The 18,196-nt window shown below is 73.4% G+C and carries 16 protein-coding genes; 8 read left to right on the forward strand and 8 right to left on the reverse strand.

Annotated elements, in window-relative coordinates:
• Nucleotides 1-2: 2 nt before the first annotated feature.
• From AB0E67_RS08505 to AB0E67_RS08520, 4 genes are all read right to left on the reverse strand, one after another.
• Nucleotides 3-617 (reverse strand): hypothetical protein, encoded by a 615-nt coding sequence (locus AB0E67_RS08505; RefSeq protein ID WP_362022690.1) that lies wholly within the window; start codon nt 615-617, stop codon nt 3-5.
• Nucleotides 618-875: 258 nt separating this feature from the next.
• Nucleotides 876-1,961 (reverse strand): prenyltransferase, encoded by a 1,086-nt coding sequence (locus tag AB0E67_RS08510; protein WP_362022692.1) that lies wholly within the window; start codon nt 1,959-1,961, stop codon nt 876-878.
• Nucleotides 1,958-2,755, reverse strand: coding sequence for a class I SAM-dependent methyltransferase (locus AB0E67_RS08515; protein WP_362022695.1), 798 nt, complete (start codon nt 2,753-2,755; stop codon nt 1,958-1,960). The genes AB0E67_RS08510 and AB0E67_RS08515 overlap by 4 nt, the downstream gene beginning before the upstream one ends.
• Nucleotides 2,756-2,884: 129 nt before the next feature.
• On the reverse strand, nt 2,885-4,219 hold the full coding sequence (locus AB0E67_RS08520; protein ID WP_362022698.1) for a glycosyltransferase family 4 protein: 1,335 nt from the start codon (nt 4,217-4,219) through the stop codon (nt 2,885-2,887).
• Between the two features lie 303 nt (nt 4,220-4,522).
• Here AB0E67_RS08520 and AB0E67_RS08525 point away from each other — a divergent pair, with 303 nt between their 5' ends.
• The 7 genes from AB0E67_RS08525 (at nt 4,523) to AB0E67_RS08555 (ending at nt 11,264) form a co-directional block, all read left to right on the forward strand.
• Nucleotides 4,523-5,170, forward strand: a complete 648-nt coding sequence (locus AB0E67_RS08525) for a TetR family transcriptional regulator (protein ID WP_362022701.1) — start codon at nt 4,523-4,525, stop codon at nt 5,168-5,170.
• Nucleotides 5,171-5,499: 329 nt separating this feature from the next.
• On the forward strand, nt 5,500-6,756 hold the full coding sequence (locus AB0E67_RS08530) for a substrate-binding domain-containing protein (RefSeq protein WP_362022703.1): 1,257 nt from the start codon (nt 5,500-5,502) through the stop codon (nt 6,754-6,756).
• A gap of 3 nt (nt 6,757-6,759) precedes the next feature.
• A complete protein-coding gene (locus tag AB0E67_RS08535; protein WP_362022706.1) occupies nt 6,760-7,551 on the forward strand; it encodes an ABC transporter ATP-binding protein in 792 nt (263 codons plus the stop codon).
• Complete coding sequence (locus tag AB0E67_RS08540) at nt 7,548-8,336, forward strand: ABC transporter ATP-binding protein (protein ID WP_362022709.1); 789 nt, start codon at nt 7,548-7,550, stop codon at nt 8,334-8,336. The genes AB0E67_RS08535 and AB0E67_RS08540 overlap by 4 nt, the downstream gene beginning before the upstream one ends.
• Nucleotides 8,336-9,223 carry a branched-chain amino acid ABC transporter permease gene (locus AB0E67_RS08545; RefSeq protein WP_073782109.1) on the forward strand — a complete coding sequence of 296 codons (888 nt, stop codon included), beginning with the start codon at nt 8,336-8,338 and terminating at the stop codon, nt 9,221-9,223. Before AB0E67_RS08540 ends, AB0E67_RS08545 begins: the two co-directional genes overlap by 1 nt.
• Nucleotides 9,220-10,380, forward strand: a complete 1,161-nt coding sequence (locus AB0E67_RS08550; RefSeq protein ID WP_362022712.1) for a branched-chain amino acid ABC transporter permease — start codon at nt 9,220-9,222, stop codon at nt 10,378-10,380. Before AB0E67_RS08545 ends, AB0E67_RS08550 begins: the two co-directional genes overlap by 4 nt.
• Entirely contained in the window at nt 10,377-11,264 is an 888-nt protein-coding gene (locus AB0E67_RS08555; RefSeq protein WP_362022715.1) for an alpha/beta hydrolase, read from the forward strand. The genes AB0E67_RS08550 and AB0E67_RS08555 overlap by 4 nt, the downstream gene beginning before the upstream one ends.
• A gap of 136 nt (nt 11,265-11,400) precedes the next feature.
• On the opposite strand, the gene AB0E67_RS08560 is transcribed toward AB0E67_RS08555, so the two are convergent.
• The gene (locus AB0E67_RS08560; RefSeq protein ID WP_362022717.1) at nt 11,401-13,446 is read right to left on the reverse strand and encodes a GAF domain-containing protein; all 2,046 of its coding nucleotides are present in this window, start codon (nt 13,444-13,446) and stop codon (nt 11,401-11,403) included.
• Nucleotides 13,447-13,475: 29 nt separating this feature from the next.
• A complete protein-coding gene (locus AB0E67_RS08565; RefSeq protein ID WP_362022719.1) occupies nt 13,476-14,342 on the reverse strand; it encodes a 3-hydroxybutyrate dehydrogenase in 867 nt (288 codons plus the stop codon).
• A 357-nt stretch (nt 14,343-14,699) separates the two neighbouring features.
• On the opposite strand from AB0E67_RS08565, the gene AB0E67_RS08570 reads away from it, so the two are divergent.
• Nucleotides 14,700-16,199: a PHB depolymerase family esterase gene (locus AB0E67_RS08570; protein WP_362022722.1), complete on the forward strand. Its 1,500-nt coding sequence runs from the start codon at nt 14,700-14,702 to the stop codon at nt 16,197-16,199.
• A 245-nt stretch (nt 16,200-16,444) separates the two neighbouring features.
• On the opposite strand, the gene AB0E67_RS08575 is transcribed toward AB0E67_RS08570, so the two are convergent.
• Complete coding sequence (locus tag AB0E67_RS08575; protein WP_362022724.1) at nt 16,445-16,678, reverse strand: ferredoxin; 234 nt, start codon at nt 16,676-16,678, stop codon at nt 16,445-16,447.
• A complete protein-coding gene (locus AB0E67_RS08580; RefSeq protein ID WP_362022727.1) occupies nt 16,678-18,159 on the reverse strand; it encodes an aldehyde dehydrogenase in 1,482 nt (493 codons plus the stop codon). Before AB0E67_RS08580 ends, AB0E67_RS08575 begins: the two co-directional genes overlap by 1 nt.
• Nucleotides 18,160-18,196: the final 37 nt, after the last annotated feature.

Genomic DNA, 18,196 nt, shown 5'->3' on the forward strand with positions numbered 1-18,196 from the left:
CATCATCCGGCGAGTTGGGATGCGCTGGGCACCTTGTCCTCGACCACGGCCCCGGCGCTGCGTCCCGCCCCCTTGACGTTGTCGACGACGTCCTCGAAGGCACCGATGTCGCCCCCGCCCGCCTGGCCCCTGCGGAGCTTCTCACCGAGTCCCTTGAGCGACTCGATGCCCGTCGTGAGCGGCGCCACCGCCTTCGACAGCAGCGGGTCGCCCTTGGCGTTGGCCACCGCGGCCTTCAGCCGGCTGTACGCGAACCCGCCCGCCAGTCCGGCCTTGACCAGGGTGAACCTTCGCCCGTCCGCGCCCTTCTCGAACTTGCCCGCGCGGTAGGGCTTCACGATCCACTGGTACGTCGCTCCGGCGGCGAGCCCCGCGTTGGCGACGAACCTCGTCCTGGCGAGCTTCTGCTCCTGTGCCGACGGGGTGTCGCCCGGGGACACGGAGCCGCTCACGCTCCTGGTTCCGCCGCCGTCGCCGCCGCATCCGGCGGTCCCCACCAGTACGGTGCAGGACAACAGCAGTGACAGGAGCAGATGGTGCGCCGGGGTACGCGACCGGTCACGGCGGAACTGGACACGGCGAACCTCCCTGGCCCGGTCCATGGCGACGGTCGCCACGGTGAGCGCGCCACGGGCTCTCCTCCCCAGGCTCACCCGGCCCCGGGCGGTACGCGAGCCGGGGGACGGCGTGCCCGGATCCCCCGCTCCTCGGCGGGTCGCGGGGCGTCGGCGACGCGCCGTGGCCGGGAGGCACGAGCAGGGTCCGTCGGCACCCGGGCGGATCGTCGGCGTACCGGCCGGCGCGGCGCCGGCCGGGTCCAGCGTATGCCGGTTGCCGTCCGGCCGTCTCCCCCGCCGACGCCCCGGAGCCCGGCGCTACTTCGAAGTCTCCCGGCAGCAGTCGGGTTCCAGTCCGTGCGGCAGGCGTTCGCCGCCGAACACGGCGGTGGTGGCCTCGTCGCCGCCGAGCGCGGCGACCGCGAGCAGCAGCGAACCGGCGGTCCAGGTGGTGAGTTCCTGGGGCCAGAAGTCCCGGTTTCCCTCGAAGACGTACCCCGTCCAGTACAGGCCGCCGTCCGCGCGCAGGTGCCCGATGGACTGGAGGATCTCCAGCGCCCGGTCGGATTCGCCCATCACCCAGAGCGCCAGGGCGAGTTCACAGCTCTCGCCGCCGGTCACCCACGGGTTGGGCAGCACGCAGCGCACCCCGAGGCCGGGAACGACGAAGCGGTCCCAGCCCTCGTCGATCCGTTCCCTGGCCGCCGCTCCGGTGACCGCGCCGCCGAGGACCGGGTAGTACCAGTCCATCGAGTAGCGGCTCTTGTCCAGGAAGAGCTCGGGGTGCTCCCGGATCGCATGGCCGAGGGCCCCGGCCGCCAACTCCCAGTCGGGCTGCGGCTCCTCGCGCCGTTCGGCGATGGCCAGCGCGCAGCGCAGGGCCTGGTGGATGGAGGAGCAGCCGGTCAGCAGCGCTTCGTGGACGGGGGTTCCGTCGGCCTCGCGCTTCCAGCCGATCTGGCCGCCGGGCCGCTGGAGGCACAGCACGAACTCGACGGCGGCGTGGACGGTCGGCCACATCCGGTCGACGAACGCGTCGTCGCCGGTGGCCAGGTAGTGGTGCCAGACACCGACGGCCACGTAGGCGCAGAAGTTGGTCTCCAGGCCGCGGTCGGTCGGCTGCTCCGGGTCGCCGTCGTGGTAGGCGGCGTACCAGGAGCCGTCACCGTTCTGGTGCCGGGCCAGCCAGGTGTACGCGCGTTCCGCGGCGGCGTGTTCGCCCGCGGCGTCGAGGGCCATGGCGGCCTCGACGTGGTCCCACGGGTCGAGGTGGTGGCCCCGGAACCACGGCAGGGCGCCGTCCTCGCGCTGCACGGCGAGCAGGGCGGAGACGGTCTCGGCGGCCTGCTCGGCGGTGAGGACCCCGGGCAGGACGAGGTGTTCGGTCCGCTCGGGAGTGGTCACGCCTCGGCCCTGGACAGATCCTCGGCGGCATCGCGAGCGGTACCGGCGGTGTCGGTGTCGGCGGCGTGACCGGTCCCGGGCAGGTGCGGCTTGGTCGCGTACGCCACGAAGCTCTTGCCGACCACCGGATTGAGCAGCTGCTCGGTGATCCGGGTGAGGGCGGGCTTCTTCATGATGTCCCAGACCAGCAGCTTGTGGTACGCGCGGACGGGCAGTGCCTTGTCGTTGTCGACGCCGAACGCGCACTTGAGCCACCAGTACGGCGCGTGCAGGGCGTGGGCGTGGTGGGTGCCGTACGGCTTGAGACCGGCACCGCGCATCCTGGCGAGCAGTTCGTCGGCCCTGTAGATGCGGATGTGGCCGCCCTCGACCTCGTGGTAGGCGTCGGAGAGCGCCCAGCAGACCTTCTCGGGGCCGTAGCGCGGAACGGTGACGGCGATCCGGCCGCCAGGCTTGAGGACCCGCACCATCTCGGCGAGCACGCCCTTGTCGTCGGGGATGTGCTCCATGACCTCGGAGATGATCACGACGTCGAACGACTCGTCGGGGAACGGCAGGTTGAGGGCGTCGCCCTCCATCGCGGTGGCGGTGGCGCCCTCGGGGGCCTCCCCCGCCTCCTTCATCGCGGCGAACCACTTCGCGACCTCGCGGATCTCCTCGCCGTTCCGGTCGAGGGCCACGACCCGGGCGCCGCGCCGGTAGCACTCGAAGGCATGGCGTCCGGCGCCGCAGCCCAGGTCGAGCACCCGGTCGCCTGCGGCGAGCGGGAAGCGGGTGAAGTCCACGGTCAGCACGGGTGCCTGCTTTCGCGGTCGGGAGACGGTCGGAGGTGATCGGGAATCGGGGTGATCAGGGGTGATCGGAGGGGATCTCGGTGGGCGGGACCACGGGGCGGGGGCGCCGGGGCGGTCACGGCGGCGGGGTCAACGACGGCCGCCGGCGCGCGCGGTACCGGCACGGGCCGCCGCGATCGCCTCGCGGTAGCGGGCGGCGGTGCCGATGGCGGCCTGCTTCCACGTGAACCGCGACAGCACCCGGGCGCGGCCCGCCGCGCCGAGCCGGGCCCGCAGTTCCGGGTCGTCGAGCAACCGGGCGAGCGCGTCGGCCAGCGCCCCCGCGTCGGCGGGCGGGACGGCCAGACAGGTCTCGCCGTCCGGCCCGGCGACCTCGGGGATCGCACCGCCGGTGGTGGCGACGAGGGGCGTGCCGGTGGCCATGGCCTCGGCGGCCGGCAGCGAGAAGCCTTCGTACAGCGAGGGCACGCACGCTATCTGGGCGCCGCGCACCAGGTCGACGAGTTCGGCGTCGCTGACGCCCTTGACGAACTCGACGGCGTCCTGGAGCCCGTGCCGTTCGATGGCCTGCGCGACCGGCCCGTCCTCGGCCCGTCTGCCGACGACCACGAGGTGCGCGCGCGCGTTCCCGGTACGGAGTTTGGCGAGCGCCTCGACGAGGTGGACGAGGCCCTTCAGCGGGACGTCGGCGCTGGAAGTGGTGACGATCCGGCCGGGGACCTCCGGGACGGACGGATCGGGCGACCACAGGTCGGTGTCCGCGCCGATGTGGACGACGTGGATGCGGTCCTGGCGCACCCCGAGGTGGTCGACGATCTCCTGCTTGGAGGAGCCGGAGACGGTGAGCACGGAGGGCAGCCGGCGCGCGACCCGCTTCTGCATGCGGGTGAAGCCGTACCAGCGGCGTACGGAGGCACGCCGACGACGGCCCTCGGCGGCGTCGAGCTCCAACTGGCGGTCGACGGTTATGGGGTGATGGATCGTCGTGACGAGCGGAGCGCCGAGATCCGCCAACAGCCCGTAGCCCAGGGTCTGGTTGTCGTGGATGACATCGAACTCGCCGCGCCGCTCGGCGAGATGACGCCGGGCGCGCAGGCTGAAGGTGAGCGGCTCCGGGAAGCCGCCGGTCCACATGGTGGCGACCTCGGCCGCGTCGATCCAGTCCCGGTACTCGTCGCGCTTCGGGGTGCGGAACGGGTCGGGCTGGCGGTAGAGGTCCAGGCTCGGCAGCTCGGTGAGCGGCACACCCTCGTCGAGCACGGGGTACGGCTGGGCGCCGATCACCTCGACGCTGTGGCCGAGGCGGGCGAGTTCACGGCTGAGGTGACGTACGTAGACGCCCTGGCCGCCGCAGAAAGGATTGCCCTTGTAGGTGAGGAGTGCGATGCGCAACGGGCGTTCGTCGGCGCTGCCCGACGGGTCGCCGCTCGCGCGGGGGCCGGTCTCTATGGCCTCGGCGGTCACACTCGGCCCCCTTCTGACTGCGCTTTCGCCGGAGCGTAACCGCTCGCGCTAATCTAGAACAAGTTTCAGACTGGATCGTTCAATGAGCTACGAATCTACCGGCAGGTAGCGTCGGGGCAACGGCCGGACCGGGTGATTCGCGCCACGACCGGCGCTCCGGGGAAGGGCCTGGGGGCGGCGAGGTGTCGCAGCTGTCGTCGTGCGCCCGCCAGGGATTACGGGACAGCCCTTAGCATGCTGTGCGCCGCCGGGAGACCGAACACCTCCTTCCGGCCCCGGACGAAAGCCATGGATGGGGGACACATGACAGCGGAAGCCAGACCGGCATCGCCGCCCCTGACCGAGCGCCAGGAGGCCCGCCGCCGCCGCATCCTGCACGCCAGTGCCCGGCTCGCCGTCCGGGGCGGGTTCGAGGCGGTGCAGATGCGCGAGGTCGCGGAGGCCGCCGAGGTCGCCCTCGGCACGCTGTACCGCTACTTCCCCTCCAAGATCCATCTGCTGGTCGCCACCATGCAGGACCAGCTCCAGCAGATGCACGCGACGCTGCACAAGCGCCCGCCGTCCGGGGACGATCCGGCGCAGCGGGTGGCCGACACCCTGATGCGGGCGTTCCGCGCGCTCCAGCGCGAACCCCACCTGGCGGACGCGATGGTGCGGGCGCTGACCTTCGCGGACCGCAGTGTCAGCCCGGAGGTGGACACGGTCTCGCGGATCACGACGGCGATCATCCTGGACGCGATGGGCCTGGAGGACCCGACGCCGGAGCAGCTGTCCGCGGTCCGGGTCATCGAGCACACCTGGCACTCGGCGCTGATCACATGGCTGTCGGGGCGGGCGTCGATCGCCCAGGTCAAGATCGACATCGAGACGGTGTGCCGGCTGATCGACCTGACGGCACCGGGGCACGGGAACGGGCCCAGCCCCGCACCGGAAGGCGGGCGCAGGGCCTGAGCGCGGGCGCAGGGCCTGGGTGCGGGGTCCGAGAGCCCCGACCGTGCCCGGCTTCTGACGCCCCATCAGCGCGCATGGACGGGCGCCGCGCCGGAGCACCCGCACGGCCCGGCCCCGCCGTGGGCGCGGGCACGGGACCTGCGGCACGTGTTCCCACGGCACGGGCCCGACGGCCCGGTGGCCCGATGTCCACCGGGCCGTGGGCCGCCCCATGTGCGGCCGCCACATGTCCGCCGCGTCAGGTGGGGTGCCCTGCACCATGTCGACGGCGGCGCGGTGTTCATACGGTTCGGCGACATCCCCCGAAACTCGCCGAGGAGCCGGTCATCATGCGTCCCAGAGCCACAGGCACAGGCACCGTCCGTCGCCGTCCCAGATCCCTGTCCGCCGTCGCCGTGCTGGCCTCGGCCGGTCTCCTGCTGGCCGGGTGCACCGCCGCGGGGAAGGCGGGCGAGGACGGTCCCGGATCCGGCGGGGACGCGAAGGACCGCAGCGTGAAGGTCGGTCTCGTGTACTCCCGCACCGGGCTGCTCGCCGACTACGGGAAGCAGTACCGCGACGGGTTCATGGCGGGCCTGGACTACGCGACGAAGGGCACCGGGAAGGTCGCCGGGCACAAGATCGAGGTCACCGAGCAGGACGACGCGGGCGACCCCGGCAAGGCGGTCTCGGCGGCCAAGAACCTGATCGGCAAGGGCCACAAGGTGCTGGCCGGCACCACCGATTCCGGCGTGGCCCTCCAGATGGCGCCGCTCGCCGCCCAGAACAAGGTGCTCTACATCAGCGGACCGGCCGCCACCGACGCCGTGACCGGGATCAACGACTACACCTTCCGCTCCGGCCGGCAGTCCTACCAGGACATCCTCACCGCCGGGGCGATGCTCGGCGGGGCCAAGGGCAAGAAGGTCACGGTGCTGGCCCAGGGCTCCACCTTCGGACAGGCCAACGTGGCCGCGGTGAAGGCGGTCCTCGGCGGCCGGGGCGCGAAGGTGGGATCCGTGCTGGCCCCGCCCAGCGCCACCGACCTGACGCCGTTCGCCCGGCAGGTGAAGGCGGGCGCGCCCGACCTGGTCTTCGTCGCCTGGGCGGGCTCCACGGCACCGGCGCTGTGGACCGCGCTGGACCAGCAGGGCGTTCCGACGGCGAGCAAGGTCGTGACGGGCCTCGCCGGTACCGCCTCGTACCCGGTCTTCGGGGACGCGGGCGCCAAGGTGTCGTTCCTGGCGCACTACTTCCCCGGCGCGGGCGGCGGCAACGCCGCGGAGAAGGCCATGCTCGACGCGGTCGGCAAGGCCGGCGGCACCCCGGACCTGTTCACCCCCGACGGCTTCACCGCCGCGCAGATGGTGGTGCGGGCCGTCGAGAAGGGCGGCGCCACCGACACCGCCGCCATGGTGAAGGCCCTGGAGGACTGGACCTTCGACGGGGTGAAGGGCGAGGTGCGGGTCCGGGCCGAGGACCACGCCCTGCTCCAGCCGATGTTCGTCGCGAGGCTCGACGGGAAGGGCGCCGACGCGAAGCCGCGGCTGGTGACCACCGAGCCGATGGACGTGGTGGCGCCGCCCGCGAAGCCCTCGGCGGGCTGACCGGTGCCCGTACCCCACACCACCGCGCACCACCCGGGCGGCGCCCCGACCCCCGCCCCGGTGCTCCGGCTCACCGGCCTCGGCTGGCGCGTCGGCGGGGCGACGATCGTCGAGGACGTCTCCCTGGACGTCCGCGAGGGCGAGTTCCTGGCCTTCATCGGCCCCAACGGGGCGGGCAAGACCTCCCTGTTCAACCTGATCAGCGGGCTGGCCCCGGCCACCGCGGGCACCATCGAGCTGGACGGCACGGACATGACGGACCGTCCCGCGCACGAGCGGGCGAGGCGCGGTATCGGCCGCACCTTCCAGACGTCGAGCCTCTGGCCGGGGATGTCCGTCGCCGACCATGTGCGGCTGGCCGCGCAGGCGGCCCGCGGCGGCTCGTACCGGCTGTGGCGGCGCGCCTCCGCGTATCCCGCCGAGGTGGCCGACGTGCTGGAACGCACCGGTCTCGGCCACCGGGCACGGGCGCTGGCCTCCGAGCTGTCGCACGGCGAGAAGCGGAAGCTGGAGCTGGCGGTGCTGCTGGTCGGCGAACCGCGACTGATGCTGCTGGACGAGCCGATGGCCGGGGTGAGCGCGGAGGAGGTCCCCGCGCTCACCGAACTCATCCGCACCCTGCACCGGGACGAGGGCCGCACCGTCCTGATGGTCGAGCACCACATGGACGTCCTGCTGGGCCTGGCCGACCGGCTCGCCGTGATGCACCACGGCAGTCTGCTGGCCCTGGACACCCCCGAGGCCGTGACGGCCGACCCGACGGTGCAGCAGGCCTACCTCGGGGAGGAGCTGTGACGACCGGACCCCTGCTCGCCGTACGGGACCTGCGGGTCCTGATCGGCGGCCGGCACATCCTGCACGGCGTGGACCTGGACGTCGCCCGGCACGGCGTGACCGCGCTCCTGGGCCGCAACGGCGCCGGGAAGACCACCACCGTGCGCGGCGTCCTCGGCCTCGTCCCGCGCACCGGCAGCGTGCGGCTGGACGGGACGGAGACGGTGTCGATGCCCACCCACACCGTGGTGCGGCTGGGCGTCGGCTACGCCCCGGAGGACCGGGGGATCTTCGCCGGACTGACCGTGGCGGAGAACCTGCGGCTGGCCGAGCGGCCCGGCGCGGGCGAGCCCGCCTACCCGCTCGTCCACGAGCTGTTCCCCGAACTCAAGCGCCGGGAGCGGCAGTTGGCCGGGACACTGTCCGGTGGTCAGCAGCAGATGGTGGCGATCGGGCGCACGCTGCTGAACGGCAACCGGCTGATCATCGCCGACGAACCCACCAAGGGCCTGGCGCCCAAGGTGGTGACCGAGGTCGCCCAGGTGCTGGAGCGGGCCGCCGAGGCGGTGCCGGTGCTGCTGGTGGAGCAGAACCTCGCCGTCGTACGGCGCCTGGCCGCGCACTGCGCGGTGCTCGCCGACGGCCGGACGGCCCACCAGGGACCGGCGGACGCACTGCTCGCCGACGCGGAGGCGGCACGGCGCCTGCTGGGCGTGGGACACGGCCCGGCCCCCCACACGTCCTCCGTGGGGTCCGGTTCGCCGTCCGTGGAGGCCGATTCACCTTCCGTGGAGGCGGATTCCTGATGTCCACCGTCGTTCTGCTCACCATGACCGGACTCGGTCTGGGGGCGCTCTACTTCCTCGTCGCGTCCGGTCTCTCCCTGATCTTCGGCCTGATGGACGTGCTCAACTTCGCGCACGGGGCGCTGCTCTCCGTCGGCGCGTACGGCACCTGGTGGGCGGCGTCCGGGAACCTGCCCGGCGCCGGCCCCGGCGGCGCGGGCTTCGTCCTCGCCGTGCTGTTCGGTACGGCGGTGGGCACCGCGGCCGCCGTGCTGCTGGAACTCACCGTCGTCCGCCCGCTCTACACCCGCCCCCGCGAGCAGGTGCTCGCCACGGTCGGGGTGGGGCTCGCCGTCCCCGCGCTGCTGTCGGGGATCTGGGGCTCGGACGCCCGGACCTTCCCCGGACCGAAGGCGCTGTCGGGCACCTTCGAACTGCTCGGTGCCCAGGTGCCGGTCAACCGGCTGGTGCTGGTCGGGGCGGCGGTCGTGGTGCTGGTGGCGCTGCGGCTCTTCCTCGGCCGCACCCGGCACGGCCTGGTGGTACGGGCCGGGGTCGAGGACCGGGCGATGGTCACCGCGCTCGGCATCGACGTGCGCCGGGCGTTCACCCTCGTCTTCGCGATCGGCGGCTGTGCCGCCGCGCTCGGCGGGGCGCTCGGCGGCCTGTACTTCGGCTCGGTCGATCCCCGCCAGGGGACCTCGCTGCTGATCTTCGCCTTCGTCGTGGTGGTCACCGGCGGCATGGGCTCGGTGACCGGCGCCGCGGTGGCGTCCGTCGTCATCGGGCTGGTCCAGCAGTTCGCCAACTACTACACCGCAGCGGGCCTCGGCGACCTGGCCGTCGTCGTCCTGCTCGCCGCGCTGCTGCTCGTCCGGCCGCGCGGACTGACCGGGAGGCTCGCGTGAGCACCGTCACCGAGACACACGACCGCACCGCCGACGGGCGCCGCGGCCACCCCGCCGCCCCGGCCGGGTCCGGGAACGCGGCCCGGGTGCTGCGCCGCTGGTGGCCCGCCGCCGTACTGCTCGCACTGCTCGTCGCGCCGTTCAGCGCGCTGCCGCTGCCGGGCCTCCTGGACGGCCCGGTGGGCAGTCCGGGAAGTCTCCAACTCCTCGCCACCTGCCTGCTGTTCGGCGCCCTGGCGACCGGCTACGACCTGTTGCTCGGCCGCACCGGGCTGCTCTCCTTCGGGCATGCGCTGTACTTCGCGACGGGCAGCTACGCCACCAACCTGTTCCTCCTGGAGGCGGGTCTGCCGTTCGCGGTGTCCGCACTGCTCGGCCTCTGCTCCGGGATCGTGCTCGCGCTGGTCCTGGGGTCGGTGAGCCTGCGGGTCACCGGCATTGGCTTCTCGATGGTGACGCTGGCGTTCGCCCAGGCGGGCTCGATCCTGGTCTCCCGCAACCCCGGCGGTCTCACGGGCGGCGAGGAGGGGCGGGCCGCCCCGGCCGAGCTGCTGCCGTCCTGGCTGGTGGGCATCGACCACACCGCGAACCTGTACTGGGTGGCGCTCGGCTATCTCGTCCTCACCCTGGCCGTCGTCCACTGGGCGGTCCGCTCCCCCACCGGGCGGGTCTGGGAGGGCATCAAGGAGAACGAGCGCCGGGTGGAGGTGCTGGGGCTGAAGCCGTACGGGTTCAAGCTGACGGCGTTCGTCCTGGCCGGGGCCCTGGCCGCGCTGGGCGGTCTGGTGCACCTGCTGCTCACCGGCGGTTCGACCCCGCAGACGACCACCTCCGACTTCACCCTCTCGCTGCTGGTGATGGTGGTGCTCGGCGGATCGGGCACCCGCTGGGGCCCGATGGTCGGCGGAATCCTGTACACCTGGGCCGATCACCGGCTCGGCGATCTGGCCGGATCGGGCGCGGTCGCGGACCTGCCCGCGGTGCTGCGGGTGCCGCTGTCCCAGCCGCTGTTCCTGCTCGGTGTGCTGTTCGTCGCCGTGGTACACCTGCTGCCGGGCGGCCTGGCCAGGCTGCCCGCCCGGCTCGGCGCCGCACGCCGCGGACCGGCCGGAACCCCGTCCCCGACCCCCGCCCGGAAGGACAACGGACAGTCGTGAAGCCGTACGAAGAGATTCAGGTCCCCGTCACCGGGGGCGAGTTGGCGGTCCTGCGATGGCCGGCCCGGGAACCGGACGCCCCGGTGGTCATAGCCCTGCACGGCATCACCTCCAACGCCCTGAGCTGGGGCCCGGTGGCCCGGCTGCTGGACGGCCGCGTCACCCTGATCGCCCCGGACCTGCGGGGCCGGGCCGGGAGTTCCGGACTGCCGGGACCGTACGGCATCGCCACGCACGCCGACGACGTCGCCGCCCTGGCCGAGGCGCTGGCCCCGGGCCGGGTGGTGCTGGCAGGGCATTCGATGGGGGCGTTCGTGACGGCGCTGGCCGCCGTACGTCACCCGGACCGGTTCGGACCGCTGCTGCTGGTCGACGGCGGGATCGGCTTCCCCGCACCCACGCACCTGTCCCCGGACGAGCTGATGACCGCGGTGATCGGCCCGGCCATGGACCGGTTGTCGATGACGTTCCCGGACCGGGCCGCATACCGCGCGTTCTGGCAGGCGCACCCGGCGTTCGCCGACGACTGGTCGGACGAGGTGGACGCGTACATCCAGCGCGATCTGACCGGCGAGGAACCGGAGCTGCGCTCCACCTGCCGGATCGAGGCGGTGCGCACCGACGGCATCGGCCTCTTCGACGAGGAGGTGCTGACGGCGGTCCGGAAGCTGCCCGCCCCGGCGACGCTGCTGTGGGCGCCGCGCGGGCTGATGGACGAGGAGCAGGGCCTGTACGACGAGACCCGCCTGGCGGCGGCGGACCTCGGGGGCACGGGGGTGACGCCGGTGCGGGTGGCGGACGTCAACCACTACACGGTGCTGACCGGCGAGCAGGGCGGCCGGGAGGTCGTGCGGCATCTGCTGGAGCTGTGCGGCGCCCACTGACACCGAAAGCGGACGGGTCCGGCCGGGCGGGCGCACGCCGACGGCCGGATCCGCCCGTCGCCGGACCTCCGGGGCGCAGCCCCCGCCGACCCGAGAAGTGTCAGGGCGGTCCGGGGCTCCCCCGGCTCATGGAGTTTCAGAGGGAGTCCGCAGACCCCGTCAACTGGTGCAGCTTCAGGGCGAGCTGGATCTCCAGGGCCCGTGCGGGCTCGTTCCAGTCGTGCCCCAGCAGCACCTGCACCCGGTCGAGCCGCTGCACCACCGTGTTGACGTGCACGTGGAGTTCGTCCTTGGCGCGGACGAGGCTGCCCCCGGACCCGAAGTAGGCGCGCAGGGTCCGCACGAGGTGGGTGCCGCGCCGCTCGTCGTACTCCAGCAGCGGCCCCAGCGTCGCCGCCACGAAGCCGTCGACGTTCTGCCCGTTGCCCAGCACCACGCCCAGGAAGCCGAGTTCGCCGACGCACGCGCCCTCCCCGGCGCGCCCCAGGACCCGCATGGCGCGCAGGCAGCGGGCGGCCTCCTCGTACGCGGCGGCCAGCTCCCGGACCCCGCGCGCCGGCCCGGCTGCGGCCACCGTGACCGGGGCCTGGACCAGCTGCCCGAGCTGGGACGCCGCCGCCCGCGCCACGCCACCGGCGCCCGCCCCGGTACCGTCTCCGAAGCCCGCCCCGAGGCCGTCGGCGGCGGTCAACAGCACGACCTGGCCGTGGTGTTCGGCGCTCACCCCGTGCATGTCGCCGCCGAAGAGGTAGCGCACCGCGGCCGGGGCCAGCCGCCCTCGCGCCCCTCCGTCGGCCAGCAGCAGCAGATGCGGCCGGTCGAGGTCGATACCGAGGCGGCGGCCGCGTTCGACGAGCCCGGCCGGGTCGCGGTCCGCGTCCGTCAGCAGGTCGGTGATCAGTTCCCCGCGCACCCGGTTCTCGGTCTCGGCCACCGTGCGCCGCAGCAGCAGGAGCAGCCCGGTGACGACGGAGGCCCGCTCGAACAGCCGCCGGTCCGAGTCGTCGAGCGGTGCCCGCCGGTGCAGGACCAGTCCGGCCATGAGCTCCCGCCCCGCGAGGACGGCGCAGATCCACCGTCCGTCGCGGTGCACGGCGCGGGCACCCGTGCGGGACTCCTCCGCGGTCTCGGCCAGCCATCCGGCGTCCATGCTGTCGGCGGCGAAGTCCTCGCCGCCGGGCCGGACGGCCGCGAGGGGCCGGCCGCCCGGGTCGTGAATGGTGAGCGGGGAGTCCAGCAGGGCCGCGACGGCGGCGGCGACGTCCTTGACGTCCCGGCCGCGCAGCACCAGGTCCGTCAGCCGGTCGTGGGACTCCTCGGCCCTCCGCATGGCCGCCGAGTGCGCCCGTACGGCCGCGTTGGCCTCGGCCAGCTCCGCGTTGGCCCCGGCGAGTTCGTCGAGGGCGGAACGGGTGTCGGCGAGCGCGCGGGCGGTGTCGATGGCGATGGCGGCGTGCGCGGCGAGCGAGCACAGCAGGGCGACCTCGTCGGGGCTGAACACCCGGGACGCGCGGTCGGCGGCGAACAGCACGCCGATGACCTTGCCCGTGCCGCCGCGGCTGGAGCCCAGGAGCAGGGGGACGCCCAGGATGGCGACGAGCCCCTCGTCCAGCACTCCGGCGTTGATGTTGCGGGTGTGGCGGAAGCGGTCGTCGGTGCGGTAGTCGGGGGTGGCGTACGGGCGGGCGGTCTGCGCCACCAGTCCGCCCAGCCCGTCGCCCAGTTCCAGTCGCAGCCGCTGGAAGAGCACCGACACCGAACCGTCGGTCACCCGCATGTACGTGTCCCCCGCCTCCTCGTCGGGGAGCGTGAGGTACGCGGTGTCCGTACCGAGCAGCATCCTCGCCCGCCGGACGATCGCCTTGAGCACGTCGTCCAGTTCGCGGGAGGCGGCCAGGTCGCCCGCCGTGTCGAAGAGCGCGGTGAGCTGGAGCTCACGGCGCCGGTGCTGGCGCAGGGCACCCCTGATCCGCAGGGCGGTGGCGGTGGCCCGCTCCACCTCCGCCAGATCACCGGCCCGCACCCCGGCGGCCCGCGCCCGCGAGGCGACGGCCCCCAGCTCCTCGGCGGGGGCACCGTCGGCCAGCAGGTCGAGGAGACGCCGCAGATGGGGCGCGGCGGAGGCGGCGGAGGTGCCGACAGCGGGGTCGGCGGGGTCGGCGGACTGGGACGGATCAGACATGGCGGCCGGAATTCATCGGGGTCGGTGGGTCAGTTGGCGGTCCAGCCGCCGTCCATGGCGAGCGAGGTGCCGGTGATGTGCCCGGTGTGCGGCCCGCAGAGCCACAGCACGGCCTCGGCCACCTCGTCGGGTTCGATCAGCCGCTTGATCGCGCTGCGTTCCAGCATCACCCGTCCCACCACCTCCTCCTCCGAGATGCCGTGCGTACGGGCCTGGTCCGCGATCTGGTTCTCGACCAGCGGTGTGCGTACGTAGCCGGGGTTGACGCAGTTGCTCGTCACCCCGTGCTCCGCCGCTTCGAGCGCCACCACCTTGCTGAGCCCCTCCAGTGCGTGCTTGGCCGTCACATAGGCCGACTTGTAGGGGCTGGCCCGCAGACCGTGCACGGACGAGATGTTGACCACGCGCCCCCAGCCGCGTTCGTACATGCCCGGCAGGGTGCGGCGCAAGATGCGGAACGGCGCCTCCACCATGACGCGCTGGATCAGCGCGAACCGCTCCGGCGGGAACGCGTGCACCGGGGCGACGTGCTGGAGCCCGGCGTTGTTGACGACGATGTCCGCACCGGCGGGCAGCGCGTCCACCTCGTCCGGGACGGAGAGGTCGGCCACCCACACCGTCCCACCGATCTCCTCGGCCAGGTCCCGGGCGGCGTCGGCGGTCCTGTCCACGACGTGCACATGGGCACCGGCGATGGCCAGGGCCCGGGCGCAGGCCCGCCCGATCCCGCTCGCGGCACCGGTCACCAGGGCGGTGCGCCCGGCGAGCGGCGGCCGGTCCGCCGACCGGGGCGCGTCCGCGGCGGCGGACGGCGTGGCGGGCGGAACGACGTGCGGGGCGGCGTGCGGGGCCGCGGTCCCGGCGGGCCCGTGGTCCTGGCTCTGAGGAGTCTCCATGGCCGTCACCGTAGGGAGACCGGAGCCCGGGTCACACGGGGCCGGTGCACACACCGTCGTACGACGGCATGGTGGCGGCCTACATGGTGCGGTGCCGCGGGCGACTCCTCCCGCCTCACCCGAGGGCACATCGCATCGGCGCTCCGGGGACGGTTTCACGCGCCGAAGCGCGCCCCGTGGCAGCGGGCGCAAGAGCTCCCGCGCACACAGTCGGGACTCGGGAATGTCCGCCCGGCCCATGGGCGGGGCGGACACCGGCTCATAGCGTCCGCTCCGCACCCGACTCATCCAAGACGACGTACTCGCACCGTCCGAACGGCCAAAAGACCCCGGACCCCCGAGCACAGGGAGGCATCCGTGCGCCCATCGATCCTGCGACGCCTGCTCCGGCGCGTCGTCCCCACCGCCGCGCTCGCGCTCGTCGCGGCGACGCTGAGCACCGCGGCGACCGCCCCGCCGGCCGAGGCTGCGGCTCCCACGGCGGCCTCGGCCGCGGCCGCGGGCGGCCTGCAACAGGTCACCGGTTTCGGCACCAACCCCGGCAACCTCCAGATGTTCGCGTACGTCCCGGCCGATCTGCCCGCGAACGCGCCCGTGGTGGTGGCCCTGCACGGCTGCGCACAGACGGCCGACGCCTACTACGCCAACTCCGGCTGGCCGAAGTACGCGGACCTGTGGGGCTTCGCCGTGGTCTTCCCGCAGACCACGGCCGCCAACAACGCGCTGTCCTGCTTCAACTGGTTCGATCCTGCCGACAGCGGCCGGGGCAGGGGCGAGGCCGCGTCGATCGCGCAGATGGTGGAGTACGCGAAGCAGCAATACGGCTCGGACGGTGGCCGGGTGTACGTGACCGGCCTGTCGGCGGGCGGCGGCATGACGGCCGACCTGCTGGCCGCGTACCCGGACGTGTTCGCGGGCGGCTCCGTGGCCTCGGGCCTGCCCGCCCAGTGCGCGACGAGCCAGACGGGCGCGTCCGCCTGTCAGACGGGCACGGTGAAGCTGACGCCCTCGCAGTGGGGCGACAAGGTCCGCGCCTCCCACCCGGGCTACTCGGGCCCCTGGCCCCGGGTCGCGATCTGGCAGGGCACGGCCGACTACACGGTCAACCCGGCCAACGCCACGGCCCTGCGCGACCAGTGGACCGACGTCTGGGGCATCGGCCAGACCCCGTCGTCGACGGACACCCTCCCGGGCAACACGACGCGCGGCACGTACGACGACACCTCCGGGCGACCGGCCGTCCAGACGTACTCGGTCTCCGGCATGGGCCACGGCCTGGCGGTGAGCCCCGGTTCGGGCACGGAGCAGTGCGGCTCGACGGCCGCGTACTTCCTGAACGCCATCTGCTCCACGTACCACACGGCCGTCTTCTGGGGCCTCGACCAGGGCGCTCCCGGGGGCGGCGACCACCTCCCCGCCCCGTCCGGCCTCCGGGTCACGGGCGTCACGGCGGACAGCGTCTCGCTCTCCTGGAACGCGGTCGAGGGCGCCGCCTCGTACGTGGTCCACCGCAACGGCGCGAAGGCCGCCTCCCCCACGGCGACGACGTACACGGACCCGGGTCTCACCGCCGGTACCGCCTACCGCTACACCGTGACCGCGGTCGACGCCTCGGGCACCCCCGGCACGGCATCGGCGCAGGTCACGGCGACCACCACCGGCTCCGCACCCGGCCGCTGCTTCACGGCGAGCAACTACGCGCACGTGGCGGCCGGAAGGGCACACACCACGCTCGGCCACGTCTACGCCAACGGCTCGAACCAGAACATGGGGCTGTACAACATCTTCATCGCCCACACCCTGCGGGAGTCACCGACGGGCCACTTCGTGCTCGCCGACACGGGCTGCACGCCCTGAGCCCGCCCGCTCCCACCGGGGGGCCGTGCGGGGTCCGCACGGCCACCCCCGGGTCCCCCGCCCGTCCGTCCGCACCATCGGCCCCGGGCGTCGCCTTGGCCGGCGCTGTCGGCCGCGGGCGGCCCGGCGACGCGGCTTCCGTGATCCGGTACCGGAAGGAGGTCCCGGCGGTCGCCCTCGGCGTCAGGGTACGGACGGAACCGTCCCTCGATCCGGGTTCGTGGCGAACCCGGGGAGCGGGTCGGCTACTCCTCGGGCGGGAACACCACTTCCCCCGAGTCGGCGAGCGTGATCAGAATGGCCTCGACCGGGCACCCCTCGGCCGCCGCCAGGACCCGCTCGTCCGCGTCGCTCTCCGGGGAGGCGGGCCGCGACTGGCGGGCGGAGTCCAGCGCGAAGGTGTCCGGGGCGTGGTTCACGCACATCGCGGAGCCGATGCAGATCCTCCGGTCGACCTCCACGGCCCAGCGGTCCCCCATCACGCGTCTCCCCTGTCAGCGGCGCCGGCCTGATAACCGGCCGGCAGGTGGATCATCTTGTGCTCGAAATACTCGCCGTACCCCTCGGGCCCGAACTCCCGTCCCAGGCCGGAGTTCTTGTACCCGCCGAACGGGCCGAGCATGTCGAGACTGAAGGTGTTCACACTGTACGTGCCGGTCCTGACCCGGCGGGCGATGTCGATGCCGTGCTCGGTGTCTGCGGTCCAGACGCTGCCGCTGAGGCCGTAGTCGGAGTCGTTGGCGATGCGCACCGCCTCGTCCTCGTCGCCGTACGGGATCAGGCAGATGACGGGGCCGAAGATCTCCTCGCGGGCGATGCGCATGGAGTTGTCGACGTCCCCGAAGAGCGTCGGCTCGACGTACCAGCCGCGTTCCTGGGAGGCCGGACGGCCGCCGCCGGTGAGAATCTTCGCGCCCTCGTCCTGGCCGATCCGGATGTAGTCGAGCGAACGCCGCTGCTGCCGTTCGGCGACCAGGGGGCCGAGTTCGGTGGCGGGGTCGAGCGGATCGCCGATCTTCAACGCGGCTGCGGCGGCGGCGAACGCCTCCGCCGTCTCGTCGTAGCGGGAGCGCGGGGCGAGGATGCGGGTCTGGGCCACGCAGGCCTGCCCGTTGATCATCCAGGCGAACGGGACGATCCCGGCGACAGCCGTCTCCAGGTCGGCGTCCGGGAGGATCAAGGCGGCGGACTTCCCGCCGAGTTCCAGTGTGACCCGGGTGAGGTTGCGGGAGGCGACCTCCATCACCCGGCGCCCCGCGGCCACCGACCCGGTGAACGACACCTTGTCCACGCCCGGGTGCCCGACCAGGTACTCGCTGACCTCCCGGTCGGCCGGCAGGATCGACAACACGCCCTCGGGCACACCGGCTTCGGCGGCGATCTCGGCCAGGACGTAGGCGTCCAGCGGGGATTCGGGCGACGCCTTGAGGATGGCGGAGCACCCGGCGAGCAGCGCGGGCGCGAGCTTGGCGGCGGCAGTGAACTGCGGAACGTTCCACGGCACCACGGCCGCGACCACCCCCACCGGCTCCCGGCGCACCAGCAGCGGCCCCAGCGCCCCGTCGCGCCGCTCCTCGTACGGGAAGGTACGGGCGACGGTGATCGCCGCGTCCCACACCATCATCGCGGAGAGCGCCTGCACCATCACGCTGGACGTGTACGGAGTGCCGTTCTCCGAGCTGATGACCCGGGCGATCTCCTCGTACCGGGCGGCGAACGCGTCCTTGATCCTGGTCACGACCGCGATCCGCTCGTCCAGGGCCATGCGCGGCCAGGGCCCCTCGTCGAACGCCCGCCGCGCGGCGGCGACGGCCCGGTCCACGTCCGCCTCGCAGGCGTGCGGCACCCGGCCGATGACCTGTTCGGTGTGGGGCGATACGACCTCAATGACCTCCCGGCCCAGCGGATCGACCAACTCACCGCCGATGAACAGTTTTCCGTGTTCGACAAGCTCGGTCATGGCTGTTGCCTCCCGCGAACCGGCGTTACGAGAATTC

It is taken from the genome of Streptomyces sp. NPDC032161, from assembly GCF_040636995.1.
Classification (GTDB): domain Bacteria; phylum Actinomycetota; class Actinomycetes; order Streptomycetales; family Streptomycetaceae; genus Streptomyces.